Consider the following 20,011-nt stretch of genomic DNA (forward strand, 5'->3'; position numbering starts at 1 on the left):
TTCACGAGCGGGTCTCCATTTCGTGGATCTGCTCTCGCGCCAGGGCGTGGGATAGATCGTTCAGGTGCATGCTCAGCGCGACAAAAATGTCGTCGGCCGACAGCAATCCTGCCAATCCGCCGTTGCGGTCGAGGACCGGAAGTCGCCGTACGCCACGCGTGCGCATGGTCTGCACGGCATCGAAGAGTTCCTCGCTCTCGGTGCAGGTCGCCAGCTGTCGCGTCATGATATCCCCGACCGAGAGCGTATCGGCGTCGGCATCCGCGGCGATGACCGAGACCACGATGTCGCGATCCGTGACGATTCCGATCGGAATGCGTTCGCCATTCGGCTGATCGACCACCACCAGCGTGCCAACGTGCTGTTTGCGCATCAACTGCGCGGCATCGCGAACGGAAAGGTCCGCATCGACGTGGACGACGTCGTGAGTGCAGATGTTGGCAATACGCATGGCAGGTCTCCCGTGTCGCGATTCGTCGCCTGTAATTTGGACTGCTTCCGGTTCGGACGACTTGATGCCAGTCAAAAAGCGGGACGGGCGCGCACCAGGGGGCGGGGCATTAACGCAGCAGCACGACCGTGGCGCCGGTGCCGCCTTGGGCGGGGCGGGCCGAGGCGAAGGCGAGCACGTCGCTGCGGCGGCGCAGCAGGCGGTCGGTCAGCCCTTTCAGCACTGGGCCACCAGGACGCGAGCGCAGTCCCTTGCCGTGCACGATGCGCACGCAGCGCCAGCCTTCGGTGTGGGCTTCGTCCAGCAGGTCGAGGATGCTGGTGCGCGCCGCCTCGGCATTCATGTGGTGCAGATCGGTCTCGCCCTGGATGCTGAACTGGCCGCGCTTGAGGCGGCGCAGCAGTTTCGGCGAGTGGCCCTCGCGCAGGTAGCTCAGTTCCTCGCCGATCTCGATCAGTGCCGGGTCGTACTCGGCGCGAAGCAGATCGCCGGCGACGGCGGCCTCGTCGGCCTCGCGCATGTGCGCTCGCGGACGGGGGCGGGGCTTTTCCGGCGCGGGCGCCTCGGTTTCGATGCGGCGCACCGGGCCGACCGCATCGCGGAACAGCGCGATGTCGTCGGTACTCGGCTCGGGCGGGGCGCGGCGGCTCATGGGCCTATCCTAGCGCGGGGCAGCCGCAGGCTGAATCGGCTAGAATGCGAGACTGTTTCCCGGCGTCGCGCACGCCGGTCTTTCTGCTGGAAGATGGTCCCCGATGCGAGTTCTAGTAAGCAATGACGATGGCGTGGATGCACCGGGCATCCGTGTCCTGGCCGAGCGCCTTTCCACCATCGGCGAAGTCACCGTGGTCGCACCCGACCGCGACCGTTCGGGCGCCAGCAATTCGCTGACCCTGGACCAGCCGATCCGCGTCCTGACGATGGACAACGGCTACCATCGCGTCGCCGGCACGCCGACCGACTGCGTGCATCTGGCGCTGTCCGGGCTGCTCGACAAGCAGCCGGACATCGTGGTGTCGGGCATCAACAATTCCGCCAATCTCGGCGACGACGTGATCTATTCGGGCACCGTCTCGGCGGCGATGGAAGGGCGCTTCCTCGGCCTGCCGGCGATCGCGGTGTCGCTGGTCAGCGAGGATCATCGTGGTCGTAACTACGAATCGGCGGCGCGTGCGGTGCTCATCATCATGCAGCATCTGCTGAAGGACCCGCTGCCGGCGGACACCATTCTCAACGTCAACGTGCCCGATCGACCGTGGTCGGACATTCATGGTTTCGAGGTCACGCGGCTGGGCAAGCGGCATCCTTCGGCGCCGTGCATTCGCCAGGAAGACCCGCGCGGACGCCCGGTGTGGTGGATCGGTCCGGCCGGAGAGGTCGACGACGACAGTCCGGGCACCGACTTCAACGCGGTCAGTCGCGGTTATGTCTCGGTGACGCCGATCCATACCGACCTGACGCGTTTCCAGGCGTTGGACAAGATCAGCGGCTGGGTCGGAGCGATGAGCCACGAGCTGCACGACGAGGACGCGGCATGAAGACGCATGCGTTGCCAGCCGAGGCCTTGCGCGGCGAGGGACTGACTTCGCAGCGCGCGCGCGACCGGCTGGTGGCGCGTCTGCGCGAAGAGGGCATCAAGGACCTTCGCGTGCTGGAGGCCATTCGCCGTCTGCCGCGTCACCTGTTCATCGACGAGGCGCTGGCCTCGCGCGCCTACGAGAACACCGCGCTGCCCATTGGTCACGGCCAGACGATCTCGCAGCCGTGGGTGGTGGCGCGCATGACCGAGGCGTTGATCGAGCGCGGCATTCCGCAGCGCGTGCTGGAGATCGGCACCGGTTCCGGCTACCAGGCCGCCGTGCTGGCCTCGATCGTGCCGCAGATCCACACCGTCGAGCGTATCGAGGAACTGCTGCGCAAGGCGCGTCGCCGCTTCCGCCAGCTCGGGATCGAGAATCTGCGCTCCAAGCATGACGATGGCAATCTCGGCTGGCCCGAGGAGGCGCCGTTCGACGCCATCATCCTCACTGCCGCAGGCGAGGGCATTCCGCAAGGATTGTTCGATCAACTGGCCCCGGGCGGAGTGCTGGTCGCGCCGGTGGGGCCGAGCGGGGCGCAGACGCTGCTTCGCCTGACGCGTGATGCGGAGACCGGCGAAGTGGTGCCAGAGGATCTGGGACAGGTCAGTTTCGTGCCACTGCTGGGCGGGCTGGTCTGAGTGGTCGCATCGATGTCCCGGCACGTCCGGTCCTGGAAGGAGTATTCGCACTGATGCGTCTTTTTGGTCCCCTCTACGAGCGCGCCCTGCGCTGGTCGAAGCATCCGCATGCGGAGCGCTATCTGGCCGGACTCAGTTTCGTCGAAGCGTTCATCTTCCCGATTCCACCCGAAGTCATGCTGGCGCCGATGGCGCTGGCCAAGCCCGAGCGTGCGTTCCGTTTCGCTTCGGTCAGCCTGTTGTTCTCGCTGCTGGGTTCGCTGGTCGGTTACGCCCTGGGCCACTATGCCTTCCAGGCGCTGCATCCGGTGCTCGACGCGCTGCATCTGCTGGCACCGATCGAGCATGGTGTGGACAGCCTGCGCAGCCAGATGAACCAGCACTGGCTGGGGTTGCTGCTGGTGTTGCTGCTGGCCGCGCTGCAGCCGGTGGTGCCGATGAAGTTCATCACCTGGGCTTCGGGGATCGTCGGTGTGCCGCTGGTTCCGTTCATGCTGTGCATGGCGCTGGGACGCGGCAAGCGCGTGTATCTGCTGGCGATGCTGATCCGTCTGTTCGGCAAGCGCGCCGAGGACATGCTGCATCGTCACATCGAGCGCATCGGCTGGGCCGCGCTGGTCATTCTCGCGGCGCTGGTGGTCTGGTGGCTGCTGGCACGATGAAATTGCCTGTGCGCCCGGCTATGCTGACCCGCATGCATGCCAAGAACGTCGCCGCCAGTCTTCTCGTCGCCTGTCTGCTGACGGCCTGCGTGGTACCGCATCACTCGGTGGTGATCGAGTCTCCGCACGGGCCGGAAACGGATGCCAACGGCGTGCCTGTGCATGCCAGCGGACCGATGACGGATACGCACTACACGGTGGTTCGCGGCGATACGCTGTACAGCATCGCCTTCCGGGCTGGCGTCGACTTTCGCGATCTGGCGCATTGGAACGGCATTCCGGCGCCGTATGTGATTCATCCCGGCCGACGCCTTCGCCTGACACAGCCCGTGCGTACGGTGGGTGTGCCCAGCCGGCCAGTCTTCAAGCCGGTGTCTCCGTCGTCATCACATTCGACATCGAGAACGGTCGCGCATCACGTACCGTCGCCGGCCAACAAGACCGCGCATGCCGCAGTCGAGGTGGCGCGAGCCGTCAGCACCACGGTTCCGGTCGCGGGTGAAGCCACGCCCCCGGATCGTGCGCCGGTATCGGCCAAGGCCGTGCCCGCCGCTCCGTCGCGCAGCACTGGTGGAGTGACCTGGCGCTGGCCCGCGGACGGTGCACTCGTGAATGCCTTCAATCCCCATGACCCCATTCCCGGCATCGAGATCGCCGGAAGGGCCGGCGATCCAGTGCGGGCGGCGGCCGACGGTGTGGTGGTCTACAGCGGCAATGGCCTGGTCGGCTACGGCGAACTCATCATCATCAAGCACAACGACACTTACCTGTCCGCGTACGGGCACAATCGCAAGCGACTGGTACGCGAGGGAGAACGCGTGCGGGCGGGGCAGGTCATTGCTGAAATGGGTTCTACCGGTGCTTCGCGCAACGAACTGGAATTCCAGGTGCGCAAGAATGGCAAGCCGGTCGATCCGACGCATTACCTGCCGTCGCGATAGTTCATTCGAAGTGCCGGCGGTATCTGCGGTACGGACATGAAAAAAAAGCGCGCCCTGGTATCGGGCGCGCTTTTTTTTTCGATCGCGTTTGGCGAGTCAGGCCGGCACGGCTTTCGGATTCGGGCCGTATTCGTTGGAGCCGGTGCTGTCGAGCAGCATGAACACCAGCAGCACAATGCCGCCGATGATCGGAACCAGGCTGATCAACACCCACCAGCCGCTGCGCCCCGTATCATGCAGACGGCGCACCGTGACGCCCAGCGACGGAAGAAACACCAGCAGCGAATACAGGCCGGTCAGGAAGTTCAGGCCGTGTTTGTTGGATTGCATGCCGAGCACCATCGCGATCACCGTCAGAAGAATGTAGGCGATGATGTTGAACAGCGTGAACATCCAGTATTCCTTGCGCCGCGCGCGGCCGGAGAACACGAAATATTTCTTGAGAACGTCGAAGTACCAGTTCAAGGTTCATACCCCCATGAGCATCCGATGGATGCGTTGGCGACTGCAGGCCCGATGATGCCGGGCTTTCCCCCTGGGCAGGCCGGTCGCGTCGACCTGCTCGTCGATGGTCGCAGCATGCGGCATGCGCGGCAACTGGGGCATGCAATGCGCGAAGGGACTGGTGTTGCCGCACACAGCGCGTAGAGTGGGGCTTTCACGAACACGACAGCCATCATGATTACGCGTGATCCCGAAGCGTTCCTGCACGCATTCGCGGCGTTGCCCTACACGGCGGCGCGGCCAGCGACCGCACGAGCGGCGTTCATGGTCGCGCCGTCGCATTTCGGTCTCGCCGGGGAGTCGGCGCAAGACAATGCCTACATGCGGATGCAGGATGTGGTCGATCCGCAGCGTGCGGCACGTCAGCATGCCGCGCTGGCCGAAGCGCTGCGCGACGACGTCCCCGTCGTGACTTTCCCGGGTATTCCGGACGCGCCGGATGCGGTGTTTCCCAACAACGTCTTCGCGACGCGGCCGGGTGCATTGGTGGTCGGGCGCATGCGTCACGCGGTGCGCCGCCGGGAAGCGCTACGCGCAGACATCCGTGGATTTTTCCGTGATGTGCTCGGATACGAGGAAATCGATCTGTCGGGGCCGTCGCAACCGGTAGCCGAGTTGACCGGTTCGCTGGTGATCGATCATGCGCGCGGCGTCGGATTTTGCGGTCTTGGCGAACGTTGCACCGAGGCCGGTGCGGCGGCCATGCATCGTGCGTTCGGACTCCAGCTCACGTTCTGCTTCGATCTGGCGCCGGGCGAATACCACGCCAATGTGCTGATGACCGCGCTGGCCGGACGTGGCGTGCTGCTGGTGCCGGACGGCTTCCGCGATTCCGCGGCTGCCGAGGCTGTTGCGCGTGCCTACGAGGGGCGCGTGGTGATGCTCGAGGCCGCACAGAAGGAACGATTCGCCGCCAACGCCATCACGCTGGATCCGCATCGGGTCTGGATGAGCGGGACTGCCGTGAGCAGTCTCTCGCCTGCGCAATGTGCGCAACTGGAAAGGCTGGGATTCCGGATCGGGGCGGTCGAGCTGGATGAGATCGAGAAGGCCGGTGGCAGCTTGCGCTGCTGCGTGGCGGAGATCTTCTGAGCGCCCAGGTGCGTCGCGCGGACGGGTTATCATCCAGGGCGATCCATTCGCACGAGTCCACGCATGACCGCCAAGCCGTACGCCACCGTAGCGCTGCCCGCGGGCGAATCCATGACCGATGCCGAGCGCGAACAGCGAGCGGCCGCGTTCGCCGAGACCATGGCGCAGCGTCGGACCGTGCGCGATTTCGCGCCCACGCCGGTTCCGCGCGCGATCATCGAGCAGTGTCTGCGTGCAGCGGGCACGGCGCCCAGCGGTGCGAATCAGCAACCCTGGCGGTTCGTGGCCGTCAGCGACCCGAACATCAAGCACCGCATCCGCGAGGCCGCCGAGGCGGAGGAACGCAGTTTCTACGAGCACCGTGCACCGGAGCAGTGGCTGGAAGCGCTGGCGCCGCTGGGCACGGATGCCGACAAGCCGTTCCTGGATGTCGCGCCCTGGTTGATTGCGGTGTTCTACGAGCGCTTCGCGCTGGACGCGGACGGCAACAAGCACAAGCGCTACTATCCGCACGAATCGGTGGGTCTCGCCACGGGACTGCTGATCGTGGCGCTGCATCAGGCTGGATTGGCGACGCTCACGCACACGCCCAGTCCGATGGGATTTCTCAACGAAATCCTGGAACGTCCCCGCAACGAGATGGCGTACTTGCTGCTGGTGGCCGGCCACCCGGCCGAGGACTGCCGGGTGCCGGATATCGAGCGCCTTCCGCTGCAGGATTACACGCGCTTCATGTAGTCAACCGCGCCGCGGACTGCGTTCCCCGGATAGGGTTCCGCTGGCATGAACGCGGGGCGGAATGCCATCCGCCCCATGTATCGACATCTGAGGGTGATCAGTGACCGTCGCTGGTGATCTGCATGTCCTCCCCGATCAGTCGGCGCTTGATGAGTCGGCTGAACAGGGCCAGCACCACGCCGACACCGATCGAGATGGCGGCAATGGTCAGGTAGATGCGCGGCATTTCGCCGACGTCATGCGCGCTGAAGCGGCCCGCGATCAGACCGGCCAGCAACTCGCCGAGCGCCATGAACAAGAACCAGGTGCCCATCAGGCGGCTGGCGTAGCGCTTCGGTGAAAGCTTGGTCGTGGCCGACAGGCCGACAGGACTCAGGCACAGCTCGCCGATGGTGTGCAGCAGATAGGTCAGGGTCAGCCACATCGGCAAGGCCTTGTGGCCGGCCACGACGATCCAGGCCGCGCCCATCATCACCAGGAAGCCGATGCCGATGAAGACCATGCCCAGGGCGAATTTCATCGGTGTCGACGGATCCAGCTTGCGTCGGCCCAGCCAGACCCAGAACCAGGCGAAGAACGGCGCCAGAAGCAGGATCAGCAATGAGTTCTCGCTCTGGAACCACGAGGCCGGGAAGGCGTAACCGAACACATGCAGGTCGGTGTAGCGCTCGGCGAACAGGTTGAAGTTGGAGCCCGCCTGTTCGTAGCCGGCCCAGAACAGCGCCTGCACCAGGAACAGGATGGTCAGTGCGGCCAGTCGCTTCTTCTCCACGGCGCTGAGCCGGCCGAAGAAGAACAGCCACAGCAGGAAACCCAGGCCCAGCAGGAGGATCACGATGCCCGACCACAGCGCCAGCGGCACCGGTGCATAGACCACCGCGCCGCTGTAGCCGAGGCCGACCACGACCACGATGACCGCCACGCCAATCCACAGCGCGCTCCAGGAACGCTTCAGGAAGCGGTGCTGGCGCGCGGGGTCGTCATAGGCGGGCAGGGCATGCGTGCCTGCGCCGCCGAGGTTGCGCAGCGTCAGGCGATACTGGATCAGACCGAACACCATGCCCACGCCAGCGGCGACGAAGCCGTAGTGCCAGTTGATCTTCTGGCCCAGATAGCCGCAGATCAACGGACCGAGGAAGCCGCCCAGGTTGATGCCCATGTAGTACAGCGAGAAACCGGCGTCGCGACGGCTGCCGCCTTCGGGGTACAGCTCGCCGACCAGGGCGCTGGCGTTGGGCTTGAGCAGACCGGTGCCGAGCACGATGAACACCAGGCCCAGGAAGAAGGTGCCGCGGCTGGGGATCGCCAGCGTGAAATGGCCCAGGGCGATGATCAGACCGCCGTACCAGATGGAACGCTGCTGACCGATCAGGCGGTCGGCGATCCAGCCGCCGGGCAGCGAGGTCAGGTAGACGGCGGCCGTATACAGACCGTAGATCGCGGTGGCGGTCTTGTCATCCAGGCCCATGCCGCCGGTGCTGGTCGCCGCGACCATGAACAGCACCAGCAGTGCGCGCATGCCGTAGAAGCTCAGGCGTTCCCACATCTCGGTGAAGAACAGCGTCATCAGGCCGCGCGGATGGCCCATGATGGTGGATTCGCCTGTCGGTGCGGTGTCGGTCATGTGCGGAATTTCCGTTCGTGCGTATCGGCCAAGCGTCGGTCATGCGCCATCGCGGCGTCAACTTGTGGTGGTACGCCCCGGTATACTCCGGCTGTGGACGATGGGGGAATGAAACATGGGATGGTTTCGTCGCAAGCCGTTGCTGGATGCTGAACTCTCGGGCTGGCAATTCGATGTGTTCGAGTGGTTGCTGCGGCATGCCGGAGGCATGTCGGCACTCGCGCGCAGGCAACTAGTCACACCGACGTCGAAAGATTTCCCGCAGCGTGGCTTCCAAGGACATGCTATGGCCTTGGCGCTGTTTGAACAGGTCAAAGAACATGCCGGCATGCTCGATTGGCCTTGTGTGCTGCAGCCGCAACAGGCCGATCCGGACATCCATGTGGGGCCGGCGTTGCTGGTGCAGGGGGCGCCACAATCGCCGGCAGGCACCTATCGACGCGGAGAGGAAGGTGTAGTCATCACCTACCGCAGTGCCGGTCTGAGTGACCCCGAGTCGCTGATCGCGACACTGGCCCATGAACTGGCGCATTACCGCACGGCTGATTTCCCAGAGCCGCCGCCGGGTGGCTGTGAACTGTGGGAGCCGGCGACCGACCTGACCGCCGTGTTTCTCGGCTTCGGTCTGTTCCTGACCAACTCCCATTTCCGTTTCTCGCAGCACATGAACCAGGACAGTCTTGGCTGGCGGACGACCCGCCACGGCTATCTTTCCGAGCCGGAGTTGCTGCATGCTCATGCGATCTTCTGTGCACTGCGGGGGCTCCCCGTCGCCGAGACATTACGGCACCTGAAGCCGGCTTTGCGCGGCTTGTGCAAGCGCTTGTTTCGTGAAGTGGCCGCTTGCACGGAAAGGCTGGATCAGCTGCGTGCCATGGTTGGGACATCGGTTCATTCTGCAGGTGGGCAGGCAGATCTCGTTCGGGCATCGGCGCTCATCGGTCGTTCCTGACAGGCGTCACTTGTGGATGAGAGAGGCCGGCTCTAGGCTTGGTCGCGACACTTTTCGGAGCCCTAGCCGTGAACGACGACAGCAACAAGCCCGCGCCGCGGTCCTCGCAGAGCGTGGTGACCGGTCTGGTCGTGATCGCCATCGGCGTGTTCTTCCTGCTGCGCAATCTCGGTATCGAGATGCCCTGGATGGACCTGCCCAACTGGTGGGCGCTGTTCATTCTGGCGGCCTCGTTGGGACCGCTGCTGCAGGCGGTCAACCGCTACCGGCACCAGGGACAGTTCGATGGCACCACGGGACGCTACCTGCTGACGGCGCTGGTGATCGCCACCATTGGCCTGATGCTGCTGCTGGAGGTGCGCTGGCACCTGTGGTGGCCGGTGTTCATCATCTATGGCGGATTGTGGATGGTGCTACGCGACCGCGGCGACGAGTGACACATCTCTGGGATGCGTTGACGGATGCGCTCGGCTAGGATCGCCGTTTGTTGACGGACGCATCGTGCAGAGGAGCCGCGTGCAGTACCAGCATATTCTCGACCAGATCCACGAGGAGATCGCGCCGACTCTTCCGCAGGGGCGCATCGCCGACTACATCCCGCAATTGGCGTGCGTGGACGAGCGCAAGCTCGGCATGGCGATCTGCGATGTCGACGGTGGTTTCGCCTGGGTGGGGGATGCCGACGAGCGATTTTCGATCCAGAGCATTTCCAAGGTTTTCACGCTGACCCAGGCGGTGCGCACGGCAGACGCGCAGTTGTGGCGGCGGGTCGGGCGCGAGCCGTCGGGCACGGCGTTCAATTCGCTGGTGCAGTTGGAGTTCGAGAACGGCATTCCGCGCAACCCGTTCATCAATGCCGGCGCGCTGGTGGTGACCGACATCGTGCTCTCGCACCTGGGTGACGCCAAGGCGGCGCTGCGCGAGTTCGCACGGCGGCTGAGTGGCGCGGACGATATCGACTACGACCTGCGCGTGGCCGATTCCGAGGCGCGTCTGGGCTACCGTAACGCCGCGCTGGCCTACTTTCTGAAGAGCTTCGGCAATCTGGAGAATCATCCGGATCAGGTGCTGGACGCGTATTTCCATCACTGCGCGCTGTCGATGAGCTGTGCCGAACTGGCGCGTTCGTTCATGTATCTGGCGCGCCACGGTCTCAATTCCGACGGCGAGGTCATCTCGTCGAGTCAGGCCAAGGCGATCAATTCGCTGATGCTCACGAGCGGCACCTACGATGCCGTGGGCGCGTTCGCCTACAGTGTCGGTCTGCCGGCCAAGAGCGGCGTTGGTGGCGGTATCGTCGCGGTGATGCCGGGCATGTTCAGTCTGTGCGTGTGGGCACCGGGTCTGGACGGGCGCGGCAATTCGATGGCGGGAAGCCGTGCGCTGGAGCGTTTCGCCGAGCTGAGCGGCCAGTCGATCTTCTGATCGGCACCGTCGTCGCGTTGCGGCGGCGCGCATGACGCTAACGGCCCGATTCGGGTATGGTGCGGTCAGGCACCGACAGGGGGCATGCATGCAATACAGGCAGGTATGCAGTCGCAGCGGTTTTCACAGGGTATGTGTACTCGTGCTGGCGCTGCTGTGCGCAGGATGCGGACCGACACCCGGCCGTCTCTCGGATATCCGCGAACGCGGCACGCTGATCGTTTTGACGCGCAACGCGCCGACGACCTACTACATCGGCCGTAATGATCGGCCGCAGGGGACCGAATACGAGTTGGTGAAGGATTTCGCCCACTCGCTGGGCGTGAAGCCGAAATTCGTGTTCAAGAATTCGATCGCCGAGCTGCTGAAGGCGCTGGACGACGGCGAGGGCGACATGATCGCCGCGGGGCTGACGCGCACGCCGCTGCGGCACCGGCGTTTCGAATTCGGTCCGGATTACCAGCAGGTGACCCAGCAGGTCGTTTGCCGGCGCGACGGCGCACAGCCGGATTCGGTCGCCGAACTGGCCGACGTCGACTTGGAGGTGGTCGCCGACAGCAGCTATGTCGATCGTCTGCGCGCGCTGCGCAAGAAGCATCCCGGACTGCACTGGCGGGTGAACGCCACCGAAGGCACCGAGCAGCTGCTGCGCAAGGTCTGGGCGGGCAAGCTCGCATGTACGGTGGCCGACTCGGACATCGTCGCCATCAACCGGCGCTATTTTCCCAATCTGACGGTGGCGTTCGATCTCAGTCCGCCGCAATCGCTGGCCTGGGTGCTTCCGCGCGGCTCCGATGCGCTGCGCAAGGCGATGGACGGCTGGATGACGAAATACCGCGACAGTGGACGTCTGCAGCACCTGATGAAGCATTACTACGGTCTGGCGGCCGTGTTCGACTACGTGGACACACGCACCTACGTGCGGCGCATCGAAAGCGTGTATCCCGAGTTCGCCGGGTTGTTCCTGCAGGCGGCGGACGTCTATGACTTGCCGCCGATGATCCTGGCTGCGCAGTCGTACCAGGAGTCGCACTGGAGGCCCGATGCGATCAGCTCGTCCGGCGTGCGCGGCATGATGATGCTCACGCGCAACACCGCCAGCGCGCTGGGCGTGAAGAACCGGCTCGATCCGGCCGCGAGCATCCGTGGCGGCGCGCGCTATCTGGCGCGGATGCGGCGACGATTGGGGCCGAACATCCGCAAGCAGGATCGGATCTGGTTCGCTCTGGCCGCGTACAACGTCGGGCTGGGGCATGTGCGCGACGCGCGGCGGCTGACCAAGCGGCTGGGACACGATCCCGATCGCTGGGCAGACGTCAGCAAGGTGTTCCCGCTGCTCAGCGAATCACGCTACTACCGCTCGCTCCCGCACGGTTACGCACGCGGGCTGGAGCCGGTTCGCTATGTCCACCGGATCCGCAATTACGCTGACATTCTCCGCTACCGGCTGAATATGGTGGACGAACCGGAGAATCTCGCGCTCGATGACGATCAGTAGCGGCGCCAGGTCATCAGGCGACCGCGGAACGGCGCATTTTCCTGCGGGTCGAAACGCATGCGCTGCTGTTCGAGGGCGTATCCCTGTTCGATCAGCATGCGCGACAGGCGGTTGGCGTGGCCCCGTCCGGGATCGGTGATGATGATCTCGGCTTGCGGTCGCGCGTGCTGCTTCAGCACGTCGGCCAGCAGGGCTACGTGCTGGGCTTCGTACAGGATGTCGCTGCCGATGATCAGGTCGAAGGTGCCCAGTTCCGGCGAGGGTACCTGCCAGTCGAGCGCATGGAAGGCGATGTCGGGCAGCTGGTTGCCACGGCTGTTGATGGACAGGAACTCGGCGGCCAGCGGGTGGTAGTCGCTGGCGGTGATGTTCGCACCACGGCGGCTCAGCACCAGGCTGGACAGTCCCAGACCGCAGCCCAGTTCGAGAATGCGCTTGCCCTCGATCTCGTGGGCGCACATGTGGTCGGCCAGGACGCGTCCGGCGGGCCACAGATGGCCGAACAGGCTCCATTGCGCCGAGGAGATACCGATGCGTTCGGCGGCGTGATCGGGGTCGTCGAATTGCTGCAGGTCTTTCAGGGCCTGCAATCGGTAGCCGTGACCGCCGAGGTCGATCTGGAGTTCGCGCGTGAGGTATCCCGACATGAGACGCTCCTGAAGAAGACGGACACCCCGCAGTGGGGCGGTAAGCAAAAACGGAGCGAAACGGGGACTGCGCGCGGCGGACCGGCGATTCGCAATAGATTGTGCAACGGCTCGATTCTAGCCGAAGTCCGCCTCCCGCGCCGGTGTGGGTGCCGCCGTACAGCGTGGGGCGCTCATGCGAGCCAGTTGCCATGGCCCATCCGAGCCACACCGCGGCGGCCCGTACGCAGACTGATGCTCGGGTCCAGAACGTTTTCTCGACCGAACTCGTCGACCTGTAGGGAGAGGCGGAACCTGCTCATCGACGATGTCTGTGTCGGCGGCGCATCCGATGTCATCAGCCAGCTGTCACGGAGTGCGTGATCTTTTTGCCTTGACTGGATGGTCTGTGCTCCCTGTCCGAGGGTTCTATGCATAGAGGATCAGGTCGGAGCAGCGTAGCTGGGATTCAAGGCGCAAGACACGGAAGGCTGGCTCGAACCGGGGGCAGCGGGCAGGCGTTTGCCCCGATGACCGGCCCCTCGTTCGGGTCACGGCGCGGTACCGCGCATGCTTCACGCGGTCGCCGACGGAGTTTCATTGCGCTGTGGAAAGGGGTGCTGCCAGGCGTCGAGCGTCTCCAGTCGCGCGTTCCAGCGTTGCACGGCCGGGAACGTGTCCAGCGGCAGCTGCATCGACTGCGCGTACGGCAGGGCGACCGCCACGGCGAAGTCGGCCACGCTCAGGCGCTCGCCGACCAGCCAGGTGCGTTCGCTCAGATGGGCGTCCAGGACGGCGGCGTGGGCATGGAAATGCTTCATCGCGCGCTCGACCTTGTCCGGCGCGGGGGACGCATCGGCGAAACGCCGTTTGACGATGTGTTCGAAGTACAACTCGCCGCAGGTACGGCCGAAATGCTGCTTGTCCCAACTCAGCCAGCGCAGGATCTCGATCTGGCGTTCGGCGTCGTCAGGCCACAGGTCGGCGCCGGCGCGCCGCGACAGTTCGCACATGATGGCGTCGGCTTCCCACAGCGTGCGTTCGCCATCGACCAGCGTCGGCACCTTGCCGTTCGGATTCAGTTTCAGATAGTCCGGCGTCTTGTGCTCGCCGCGCGCCAGATCGAGGTAGACGTACTCGACCGGCGCATCGAGATGGGCCGCCACGGCACAGGCTTTTCGCGGCGAGAGTACGTCGGAATAGTAGAGCTTCATGCGGGCGAATCCTGGTTCTGCGGTTCGTATGACGAGTTCGGCAAGGGGGCGATGCAGGGACCGCCGGCCAATTGGTGGAGGTTGTGCACGGTGGTCTCGCCGAGTTCCTCGACCAGCGATTTCTGCACCGCTTGCCAGGTCGGCAGCGCTGTTTCCAGTGTGTGCCGACCGTGCGCAGTGAGCGTGGCGATTCGGCTGCGCGCATCCTCGGGATCGGCACGCAGGGTCAGCAAGTCGCGCTGCGCGGCGACGGCCAGATTGCGGCTCATGGTGGTGCGCTCGATATCGAGCAGATCGGCCAGCGCGCCCACGCTCTGCGGGCCGGCAAGGCGCAGCGCGGCGAGGATGGTGAACTGCGTCGCGCGCAGGCCGTGCGCGCGCAGCGCCTGGTCGAAACGCCGCGTGATGCGCCGTGCGGCGCGGCGCGAGGCGAGGCAGGCGCAACGCGTGGTTTCGAAGAGGGAAGTGCGATCATCCATCAAATATGTATATACACATATTTGCCCCAAAGCAACGGAACGAACGGTCGAGTCGTGAGCCGTCAGGTGCCAGGAAGCGTTCGCAGGTGTCGCTCGATGGCGAACACGTGAGTGTCATCGTCGCCGAGTTCGCGCAGGGCGTCGGCCAGCCGCAGCAAGTAGTCGCGGTTGCTGCCGCTGGGGCCTTGCGCCTGCGCTATGTGGCGGGCGATATCGGCTTCGCTGGCGGGTCCCAGGTAGGCCGCATTGTCGTCGCTGGCGATGTAGACCAGACCTTCAGCGTGGTCGCCGTCATCGAACGTCATCTCCGTGGTGAAGCGCAGATAGCCGTTCTTCTCACGCACGTCGAGGTGCGTGAATACATCGGGACGGATGCGGTAGGCCATGCCCGCGCATACGTTGCCCGTCTCCGGGACCAGCGTGGCCACGCGACCGGGCGCGTCGGGCGTGCCGCGGTGGTCGTGCGAACCCTGCCAGAAGCGTCGCGCCCAGCCGCGGATGCGTGCCGGGCGGCGCTCGATGTACGGGAAGTCGGCCTTGTAGATCAGCGAGCCGTAGCCGAACAGCCACACGTTGTCGTGTCCGCTGAAGTCATGCCGGTGCCGGTTGGTTTCGGTGGTGTCGTGGGACATGCGGCAGAACTGGGGACGCGATGCGGTGGATCAAGGCGAGGACGGCGAGGCGGCGTCCGGTTTGGGCTTGCCGACGAACAGCAACGTCTCGTTGTCGCGCGTGACCATCTGCAGGCGCGGCGCGGCGGTGGTGCGGATGAGCGACAGCTGCGGCGTCTGCTGCAGCACGTGCAACGCGGCCTTTTCCATGCGGTTCAGTGCCGGATCGGCGCAGGCCATCATGGTGTGCAGCAAGCCGTCCACCTTCAGTGCGCCATCCTGCACGCGATAGGTGCCGCCGATGGCGTTGCAGGCGTGCTCGACGTGCATCTGCGTGCCTTCAAACACGATCTGCAGCGGCGGATGGCCCGCGGGCATCAGCGCGTCGAGCGGCGCACCGGCCGCGGTGCGTGCCTCCTGCAGCGTCCAGACATAGCGCGGCAGGTCCTGGCCCATGCGCGCGGTCGAGGCTTCGGGATGGTGCAGGACCGGCGTGACGACCGGGTGATCGGCCTGCTGATGCGAACAGGCTGTCAGCGGTAGGGCGATGAGGGCGGCGGCGATCCAGTAGGGGGTGAGGCGCATGGTCCGTGGCTCCTTGGTCCGTGATTCTTCCAGCGTACATCCTTCTGCGTCACGGCAGCTGAATGCGGCTGGATTCGTTCTCCGCGAGTCGACAGACTATGCGTCATGGGAATAGCCATTGTCTGGTTCCGCCGGGACCTGCGCCTGCAGGATCATCCGGCCCTCGCCGCCGCGGCCGCGCGTCACGAACGCGTGCTGCCGGTGTACATTCACGCACCGGACGAGGAGGGCGAGTGGGCGCCCGGCGCGGCCAGCCGCTGGTGGCTGCATCATTCGCTCGACGCCTTGCAGCGCGACCTGCATCGTCATCACGGCGAACTGCATTTGCGCGCCGGTCCCAGTCTGCAGACGCTGCGGGCGCTGATCGAGTCCAGCGGCGCGGAAGCGGTGTACTGGAACCGGCTCTACGAACCGGCGCTGGTGGCGCGCGATACCGAGATCAAGAAGGCGCTTCGCGAACAGGGTCTGCATGTCGCCAGCTTCGACGCGGCGCTGTGGCGCAATCCGTGGCAGGTGCTGACCAAGCAGGACGAACCGTACCGCGTGTTCACGCCGTTCTGGCGCAATCTGCGCGCGCAACTCGGCGACGAGCCGCCGCTGGACACACCCAGCCCCCTGCGGCTGGAAAAGGCCGAAGGCAGCGTGACGCTGGACGCGCTGGAACTGTTGCCGCGCCTGGACTGGGCCGACGGTTTCGGCGCGCACTGGACGCCGGGCGAGCGCGGCGCGAGCGACATGCTGGAGCGCTTCGCCGACGATGCCCTGCGCGGGTACGGCGAACTGCGCGACCGGCCGGCACGCACCGGCACCTCGCGTCTTTCTCCGCACCTGCATTTCGGCGAGATCACGCCGCGCATGGCGCGGGCCGCGCTGCGCGAGCACGCTGATGCCGAGGGGGCGGACAAGGGCCTGGAACCCTACCTGCGCGAACTCGGCTGGCGCGATTTCGCGCACCATGTGATGTACCACTTCCCGCACAGCGTCGAACGCAATCTCAACGAGCGTTTCGACCGTTTCGCCTGGGTCGAGGACGACGCGGCGCTGGAGCGCTGGCAGCAGGGGCGCACCGGCGTGCCGCTGGTCGACGCCGGCATGCGCGAACTGTGGGCGACCGGGTGGATGCATAACCGCGTGCGCATGATCGTCGCCAGCTGGCTGACCAAGAACATGCGCCAGCACTGGCTCAAGGGTGCGCGCTGGTTCTGGGATACGCTGGTCGATGCGGACCTGGCCAACAACAGCCTCGGCTGGCAATGGGTGGCCGGCAGCGGCGTCGACGCGGCGCCGTATTTCCGCATCTTCAATCCGGTCACGCAGGCGCAACGCTTCGACGCCGACGGCGAGTACATCCGCCGCTGGGTTCCCGAGCTGCGCGACGCGCCGAAGAAACTGCTGCACGAGCCGTGGGCGCAGGACGGGTTCGCGTCGTCCTGCGGCTACCCGCTGCCGATGCTCGACATCAAGGCGTCGCGCCAGCGCGCGCTGGACAGTTACCAGGACATCCGCGACTGAACCGTGGGCGGGTCACTCGTGACTGTGGCCGGATGTCGCCGCGTCGCCGTCCTCGGTGGGTGGTTCGGGTTCGCTCGGGCTGCGCTTGAGCAGCATCGATAGCACTGGCGGCGTGACCACGGCGGTCAGCAGCGACATCGCCACGATCACCGCGTAGACGCGCTCGCTGAATACGCCGGCAGCCAAGCCCAGCGCCGCGATCACCACGCCGACTTCGCCGCGCGGCACCATGCCGAAGCCGACGATGGTCGCGCCGCGCTTGCCCAGCGCCAGTGCGCCGAGGAAACCGCCCAGCAATTTGGAAAGGATCGCGATGACGGTCACCACGATCAGCATCCACACAGCGTCCCAACTGGCCAGTTCGTTCAGGTTGATCTTGGCGCCGGTGACCACGAAGAAGAACGGCGTCAGCAGCGCCAGCAGCGGTTGCATGCGCTTTTCCAGGGTCTCGCGCTGCTTGGTCTCGGAAGCGATCATGCCGGCCAGGAACGCGCCGATGATGGCGGCCAGGCCGAATTTCGTCGACAGGAAGGCCAGGCCCAGACACAGCGCCAGGACGATGGTCAGCGGCGAATGCGAGCTGATCGGCTTGTCCAGCCAGTAGGAGCGCCGCCGCGCCATCTGCGTGCCGGCCCAGCCGAAGATGGCCAGGAAGCCGATCGCGCCCAGCAGCGTGAACAGCAACGACTGCACGTTGATCTCGCCGCCGCCCTGCAGCGAGGACACCACGCCCAGCAGCAGCATGGCGAGGATGTCGTCGATCACCGCCGCACCGAGAATCACGCGGCTCTCCGTGCGCCGCAGTACGCCCAGTTCCTGCAGCACGCGCGCGGTAATGCCGGCCGAGGTGGCGACGAAGGCCGCGGCCACGAACATCGACTTGACCCAGGCGAAGCCCGACCCATGCGCCCACAGCACGCCGGCAATGAACGGCACGATGACGCCGAGCACGCCGACCAGGAAGGCGCTCTTGCCGACTTTCTTCAGGTCTTCCAGCCGGGTTTCCAGGCCAACCGAGAACAGCAGCAGCACCACGCCGATTTCGGCCAGCGCGTCGAGCGGCTGGCCGGCAGCGATCTGCGCCGGCGCGATCCAGCCGAGCAGCGACGGGCCGATGATGCAGCCGGCGGCGATCTCGCCGACCACGCCCGGCATGCGCAGGCGCTGGGCGATTTCCGAGCCGACCTGAGCGGCGACGAAGATGATGAAGAGCGTCAGCAGGATGTCACTGGCGTGATGCATGGCGGAACGATTCCGTCAGGAGTGGCGTTGCCCCGATCCTACATGAGCGAAGGCCGCCGAAACATGCGCGTTCGGCCGCACGGCGCGCCCCCAGATTGGGGATGTCTGCGGTCGTCGGTGGATGTAGCGCTCAGGACACGCCGAACAGATGCATGGCGTCGAAGGCCAGATGCACCAGCACGCTGGCGACGAAGCCCAGCGCGATGGCCCAACTCCACTTCAGGTGGGTGCGGAAGGTGTACAGACCTCGTGACACGCCCATCAGCGCCACACCTGCGGCCGAGCCGACCGACAGCAGGCTGCCGCCGACGCCGGCCGTCAGGGTGATCAGCAGCCACTGGCCCAGATCCATCGGCGGGTTCATCTTCAGCACCGCGAACATGATCGGGATGTTGTCGATGATCGCCGACAGCAGGCCCATGCCGGTGTTGGCCAGGGTGAAACCGATGCCGCCGTAGAGCAGGCGCGAGGCCATTTCCAGATAGCCGATCGCGGCCAGCCCGCCGACGCAGGCGAACACGCCGTAGAAGAACAGCAGTGTGTCCCACTCCGCATTGGCGATGATCTTGAAGATCGAATAGCCCTTTTCCTCGATTTTGGTCTGGCCGTTGGCCAGGGCGTAGCGGCGCAGGCGGCGGTCGATGCGTGAGGCCACCAGGTTCAGCAGCGCCAGGCCGGTCAGCATGCCGAATGCGGTCGGCATGCCCAGCCACTGCTTGCCGACCACGGTCATGAAGATGGTCAGCGCGAAACTGATGCAGATGCCGATGCCACCGTGCTTGATGTGCGCCTCGCCGGACAGGCCCTCCGGCTTGCCACGCGGCACCGCGAAGTTCATCGCCAGCGCCGGCACCAGCCAGTTGACCAGCGACGGCACCAGTAGGGCGAAGAAGTCGGCGAACTGGGCCTTGTGCGCCTGCCACACCATCAGCGTGGTGATGTCGCCAAACGCGCTCCAGGCACCGCCGGCGTTGGCCGCCACGACCAGGTTGATCATGGCCAGGGTGATGAAGCGCGCGTTGCCCGCGCCCAGCGCAAGAATCACCGCCGACATCACCAGCGCGGTGGTCAGATTGTCCAGCATCGGCGACAGGAAGAACGCCAGGGTGCCGGTGATCCAGAACAGCTGCCGGTAGCTGAAATGCCGCTTGGTGATCTGCGCGCGCAGCGCTTCGAACACGCCGCGTTCGCCCATGGCGGTGACGTAGGTCATCGCCACCACCAGGAAGAAGAACAGTTCCGAGTAGTCCAGGAACATGCCCTCGAAGGCGATCTTCACCGGCGAGGCCGCGTCGTGACCGGCGCCGACCTTCCACGCCAGCATGCCCCAGATCAGCGCGGCGGCCAGCAGCACCGGTTTGGACTTGGCGATCTGGATGCGTTCCTCGGCGACCACGGCGGCGTAGGCCAGCACGAAGAACAGCAGCGCCAGCCAGCCGATCGGATGGTGGGTCAGGTGGAAGTTCGCCTCGGTGGATTCGGCCATGGCGGCCGTCGGCGCGAGCGCCAGGGCGAAGAGGGCGATGATCGAGCGCATGCGGGGTCCTTGCATTGAATCGTCGCGTCCGCGCGCGGACGCGGGACGCAATGCTGCAAAGGTACGCGGTTTGCCGGTTCGCTGTCAGCCTGCGGTGTGC

General features: G+C 65.5%; 22 protein-coding genes. 11 read left to right on the forward strand and 11 right to left on the reverse strand.

Annotation, left to right across the window (positions count from 1 at the left end; genetic code table 11):
- Nucleotide 1: 1 nt before the first annotated feature.
- Nucleotides 2-451 carry a CBS domain-containing protein gene (locus BTJ49_RS07325; protein WP_113064734.1) on the reverse strand — a complete coding sequence of 150 codons (450 nt, stop codon included), beginning with the start codon at nucleotides 449-451 and terminating at the stop codon, nucleotides 2-4.
- A gap of 109 nt (nucleotides 452-560) precedes the next feature.
- Nucleotides 561-1,103, reverse strand: coding sequence for a Smr/MutS family protein (locus BTJ49_RS07330; protein ID WP_113064735.1), 543 nt, complete (start codon nucleotides 1,101-1,103; stop codon nucleotides 561-563).
- Nucleotides 1,104-1,206: 103 nt separating this feature from the next.
- Here BTJ49_RS07330 and surE point away from each other — a divergent pair, with 103 nt between their 5' ends.
- From surE to BTJ49_RS07350, 4 genes are read left to right on the forward strand one after another with little or no spacing between them, the layout of a single operon-like run.
- Nucleotides 1,207-1,989: a 5'/3'-nucleotidase SurE gene (surE, locus tag BTJ49_RS07335; protein WP_113064736.1), complete on the forward strand. Its 783-nt coding sequence runs from the start codon at nucleotides 1,207-1,209 to the stop codon at nucleotides 1,987-1,989.
- Nucleotides 1,986-2,669, forward strand: coding sequence for a protein-L-isoaspartate(D-aspartate) O-methyltransferase (locus BTJ49_RS07340; RefSeq protein WP_113064737.1), 684 nt, complete (start codon nucleotides 1,986-1,988; stop codon nucleotides 2,667-2,669). The genes surE and BTJ49_RS07340 overlap by 4 nt, the downstream gene beginning before the upstream one ends.
- 53 nt (nucleotides 2,670-2,722) lie before the next feature.
- Entirely contained in the window at nucleotides 2,723-3,331 is a 609-nt protein-coding gene (locus BTJ49_RS07345; RefSeq protein ID WP_113064738.1) for a VTT domain-containing protein, read from the forward strand.
- 32 nt (nucleotides 3,332-3,363) lie between these two features.
- A complete protein-coding gene (locus BTJ49_RS07350; RefSeq protein ID WP_240601768.1) occupies nucleotides 3,364-4,272 on the forward strand; it encodes a peptidoglycan DD-metalloendopeptidase family protein in 909 nt (302 codons plus the stop codon).
- A gap of 96 nt (nucleotides 4,273-4,368) precedes the next feature.
- On the opposite strand, the gene BTJ49_RS07355 is transcribed toward BTJ49_RS07350, so the two are convergent.
- Nucleotides 4,369-4,737 carry a DUF805 domain-containing protein gene (locus BTJ49_RS07355; protein WP_113064740.1) on the reverse strand — a complete coding sequence of 123 codons (369 nt, stop codon included), beginning with the start codon at nucleotides 4,735-4,737 and terminating at the stop codon, nucleotides 4,369-4,371.
- A 213-nt stretch (nucleotides 4,738-4,950) separates the two neighbouring features.
- On the opposite strand from BTJ49_RS07355, the gene BTJ49_RS07360 reads away from it, so the two are divergent.
- Nucleotides 4,951-5,868, forward strand: a complete 918-nt coding sequence (locus BTJ49_RS07360; protein ID WP_113064741.1) for an arginine deiminase-related protein — start codon at nucleotides 4,951-4,953, stop codon at nucleotides 5,866-5,868.
- 63 nt (nucleotides 5,869-5,931) lie between these two features.
- A complete protein-coding gene (locus BTJ49_RS07365) occupies nucleotides 5,932-6,606 on the forward strand; it encodes a nitroreductase family protein (RefSeq protein WP_113064742.1) in 675 nt (224 codons plus the stop codon).
- Between the two features lie 97 nt (nucleotides 6,607-6,703).
- Here BTJ49_RS07365 and BTJ49_RS07370 read toward each other — a convergent pair whose 3' ends face one another.
- Entirely contained in the window at nucleotides 6,704-8,230 is a 1,527-nt protein-coding gene (locus BTJ49_RS07370) for a peptide MFS transporter (protein ID WP_113064743.1), read from the reverse strand.
- A gap of 115 nt (nucleotides 8,231-8,345) precedes the next feature.
- On the opposite strand from BTJ49_RS07370, the gene BTJ49_RS07375 reads away from it, so the two are divergent.
- The 4 genes from BTJ49_RS07375 (at nucleotide 8,346) to mltF (ending at nucleotide 12,105) form a co-directional block, all read left to right on the forward strand.
- Nucleotides 8,346-9,182 (forward strand): hypothetical protein, encoded by an 837-nt coding sequence (locus tag BTJ49_RS07375; protein ID WP_146742294.1) that lies wholly within the window; start codon nucleotides 8,346-8,348, stop codon nucleotides 9,180-9,182.
- Nucleotides 9,183-9,250: 68 nt separating this feature from the next.
- A complete protein-coding gene (locus BTJ49_RS07380) occupies nucleotides 9,251-9,619 on the forward strand; it encodes a DUF5668 domain-containing protein (protein ID WP_113064745.1) in 369 nt (122 codons plus the stop codon).
- Between the two features lie 79 nt (nucleotides 9,620-9,698).
- Nucleotides 9,699-10,607, forward strand: a complete 909-nt coding sequence (locus tag BTJ49_RS07385) for a glutaminase (protein ID WP_113064746.1) — start codon at nucleotides 9,699-9,701, stop codon at nucleotides 10,605-10,607.
- A gap of 88 nt (nucleotides 10,608-10,695) precedes the next feature.
- The gene (gene mltF, locus BTJ49_RS07390; RefSeq protein WP_113064747.1) at nucleotides 10,696-12,105 is read left to right on the forward strand and encodes a membrane-bound lytic murein transglycosylase MltF; all 1,410 of its coding nucleotides are present in this window, start codon (nucleotides 10,696-10,698) and stop codon (nucleotides 12,103-12,105) included.
- Here mltF and BTJ49_RS07395 read toward each other — a convergent pair.
- The 5 genes from BTJ49_RS07395 to BTJ49_RS07415 all read right to left on the reverse strand — a co-directional run bounded on the left by BTJ49_RS07395 (nucleotide 12,099) and on the right by BTJ49_RS07415 (nucleotide 15,620).
- Nucleotides 12,099-12,752, reverse strand: coding sequence for a methyltransferase domain-containing protein (locus BTJ49_RS07395; protein WP_113064748.1), 654 nt, complete (start codon nucleotides 12,750-12,752; stop codon nucleotides 12,099-12,101). The genes mltF and BTJ49_RS07395 overlap by 7 nt on opposite strands.
- A 554-nt stretch (nucleotides 12,753-13,306) precedes the next feature.
- Nucleotides 13,307-13,945, reverse strand: coding sequence for a glutathione S-transferase family protein (locus BTJ49_RS07400; RefSeq protein WP_113064749.1), 639 nt, complete (start codon nucleotides 13,943-13,945; stop codon nucleotides 13,307-13,309).
- Nucleotides 13,942-14,424: a MarR family winged helix-turn-helix transcriptional regulator gene (locus BTJ49_RS07405; RefSeq protein WP_113064750.1), complete on the reverse strand. Its 483-nt coding sequence runs from the start codon at nucleotides 14,422-14,424 to the stop codon at nucleotides 13,942-13,944. The genes BTJ49_RS07400 and BTJ49_RS07405 overlap by 4 nt, the downstream gene beginning before the upstream one ends.
- A 62-nt stretch (nucleotides 14,425-14,486) precedes the next feature.
- Nucleotides 14,487-15,056 (reverse strand): gamma-glutamylcyclotransferase, encoded by a 570-nt coding sequence (locus tag BTJ49_RS07410; RefSeq protein ID WP_113064751.1) that lies wholly within the window; start codon nucleotides 15,054-15,056, stop codon nucleotides 14,487-14,489.
- A 30-nt stretch (nucleotides 15,057-15,086) separates the two neighbouring features.
- On the reverse strand, nucleotides 15,087-15,620 hold the full coding sequence (locus tag BTJ49_RS07415) for an META domain-containing protein (RefSeq protein ID WP_113064752.1): 534 nt from the start codon (nucleotides 15,618-15,620) through the stop codon (nucleotides 15,087-15,089).
- 105 nt (nucleotides 15,621-15,725) lie between these two features.
- Here BTJ49_RS07415 and BTJ49_RS07420 point away from each other — a divergent pair, with 105 nt between their 5' ends.
- Nucleotides 15,726-17,132, forward strand: coding sequence for a deoxyribodipyrimidine photo-lyase (locus BTJ49_RS07420; RefSeq protein ID WP_113064753.1), 1,407 nt, complete (start codon nucleotides 15,726-15,728; stop codon nucleotides 17,130-17,132).
- 12 nt (nucleotides 17,133-17,144) lie between these two features.
- Here the strand turns inward: BTJ49_RS07420 and BTJ49_RS07425 are convergent, their stop codons facing one another.
- On the reverse strand, nucleotides 17,145-18,374 hold the full coding sequence (locus tag BTJ49_RS07425; RefSeq protein WP_113064754.1) for a cation:proton antiporter: 1,230 nt from the start codon (nucleotides 18,372-18,374) through the stop codon (nucleotides 17,145-17,147).
- 130 nt (nucleotides 18,375-18,504) lie between these two features.
- Entirely contained in the window at nucleotides 18,505-19,911 is a 1,407-nt protein-coding gene (nhaD, locus tag BTJ49_RS07430) for a sodium:proton antiporter NhaD (RefSeq protein ID WP_113064755.1), read from the reverse strand.
- Between the last annotated feature and the right edge of the window lie 100 nt (nucleotides 19,912-20,011).

Source organism: Oleiagrimonas sp. MCCC 1A03011 (genome assembly GCF_003267965.1).
Classification (GTDB): Bacteria; Pseudomonadota; Gammaproteobacteria; order Xanthomonadales; family Rhodanobacteraceae; genus Oleiagrimonas; species Oleiagrimonas citrea.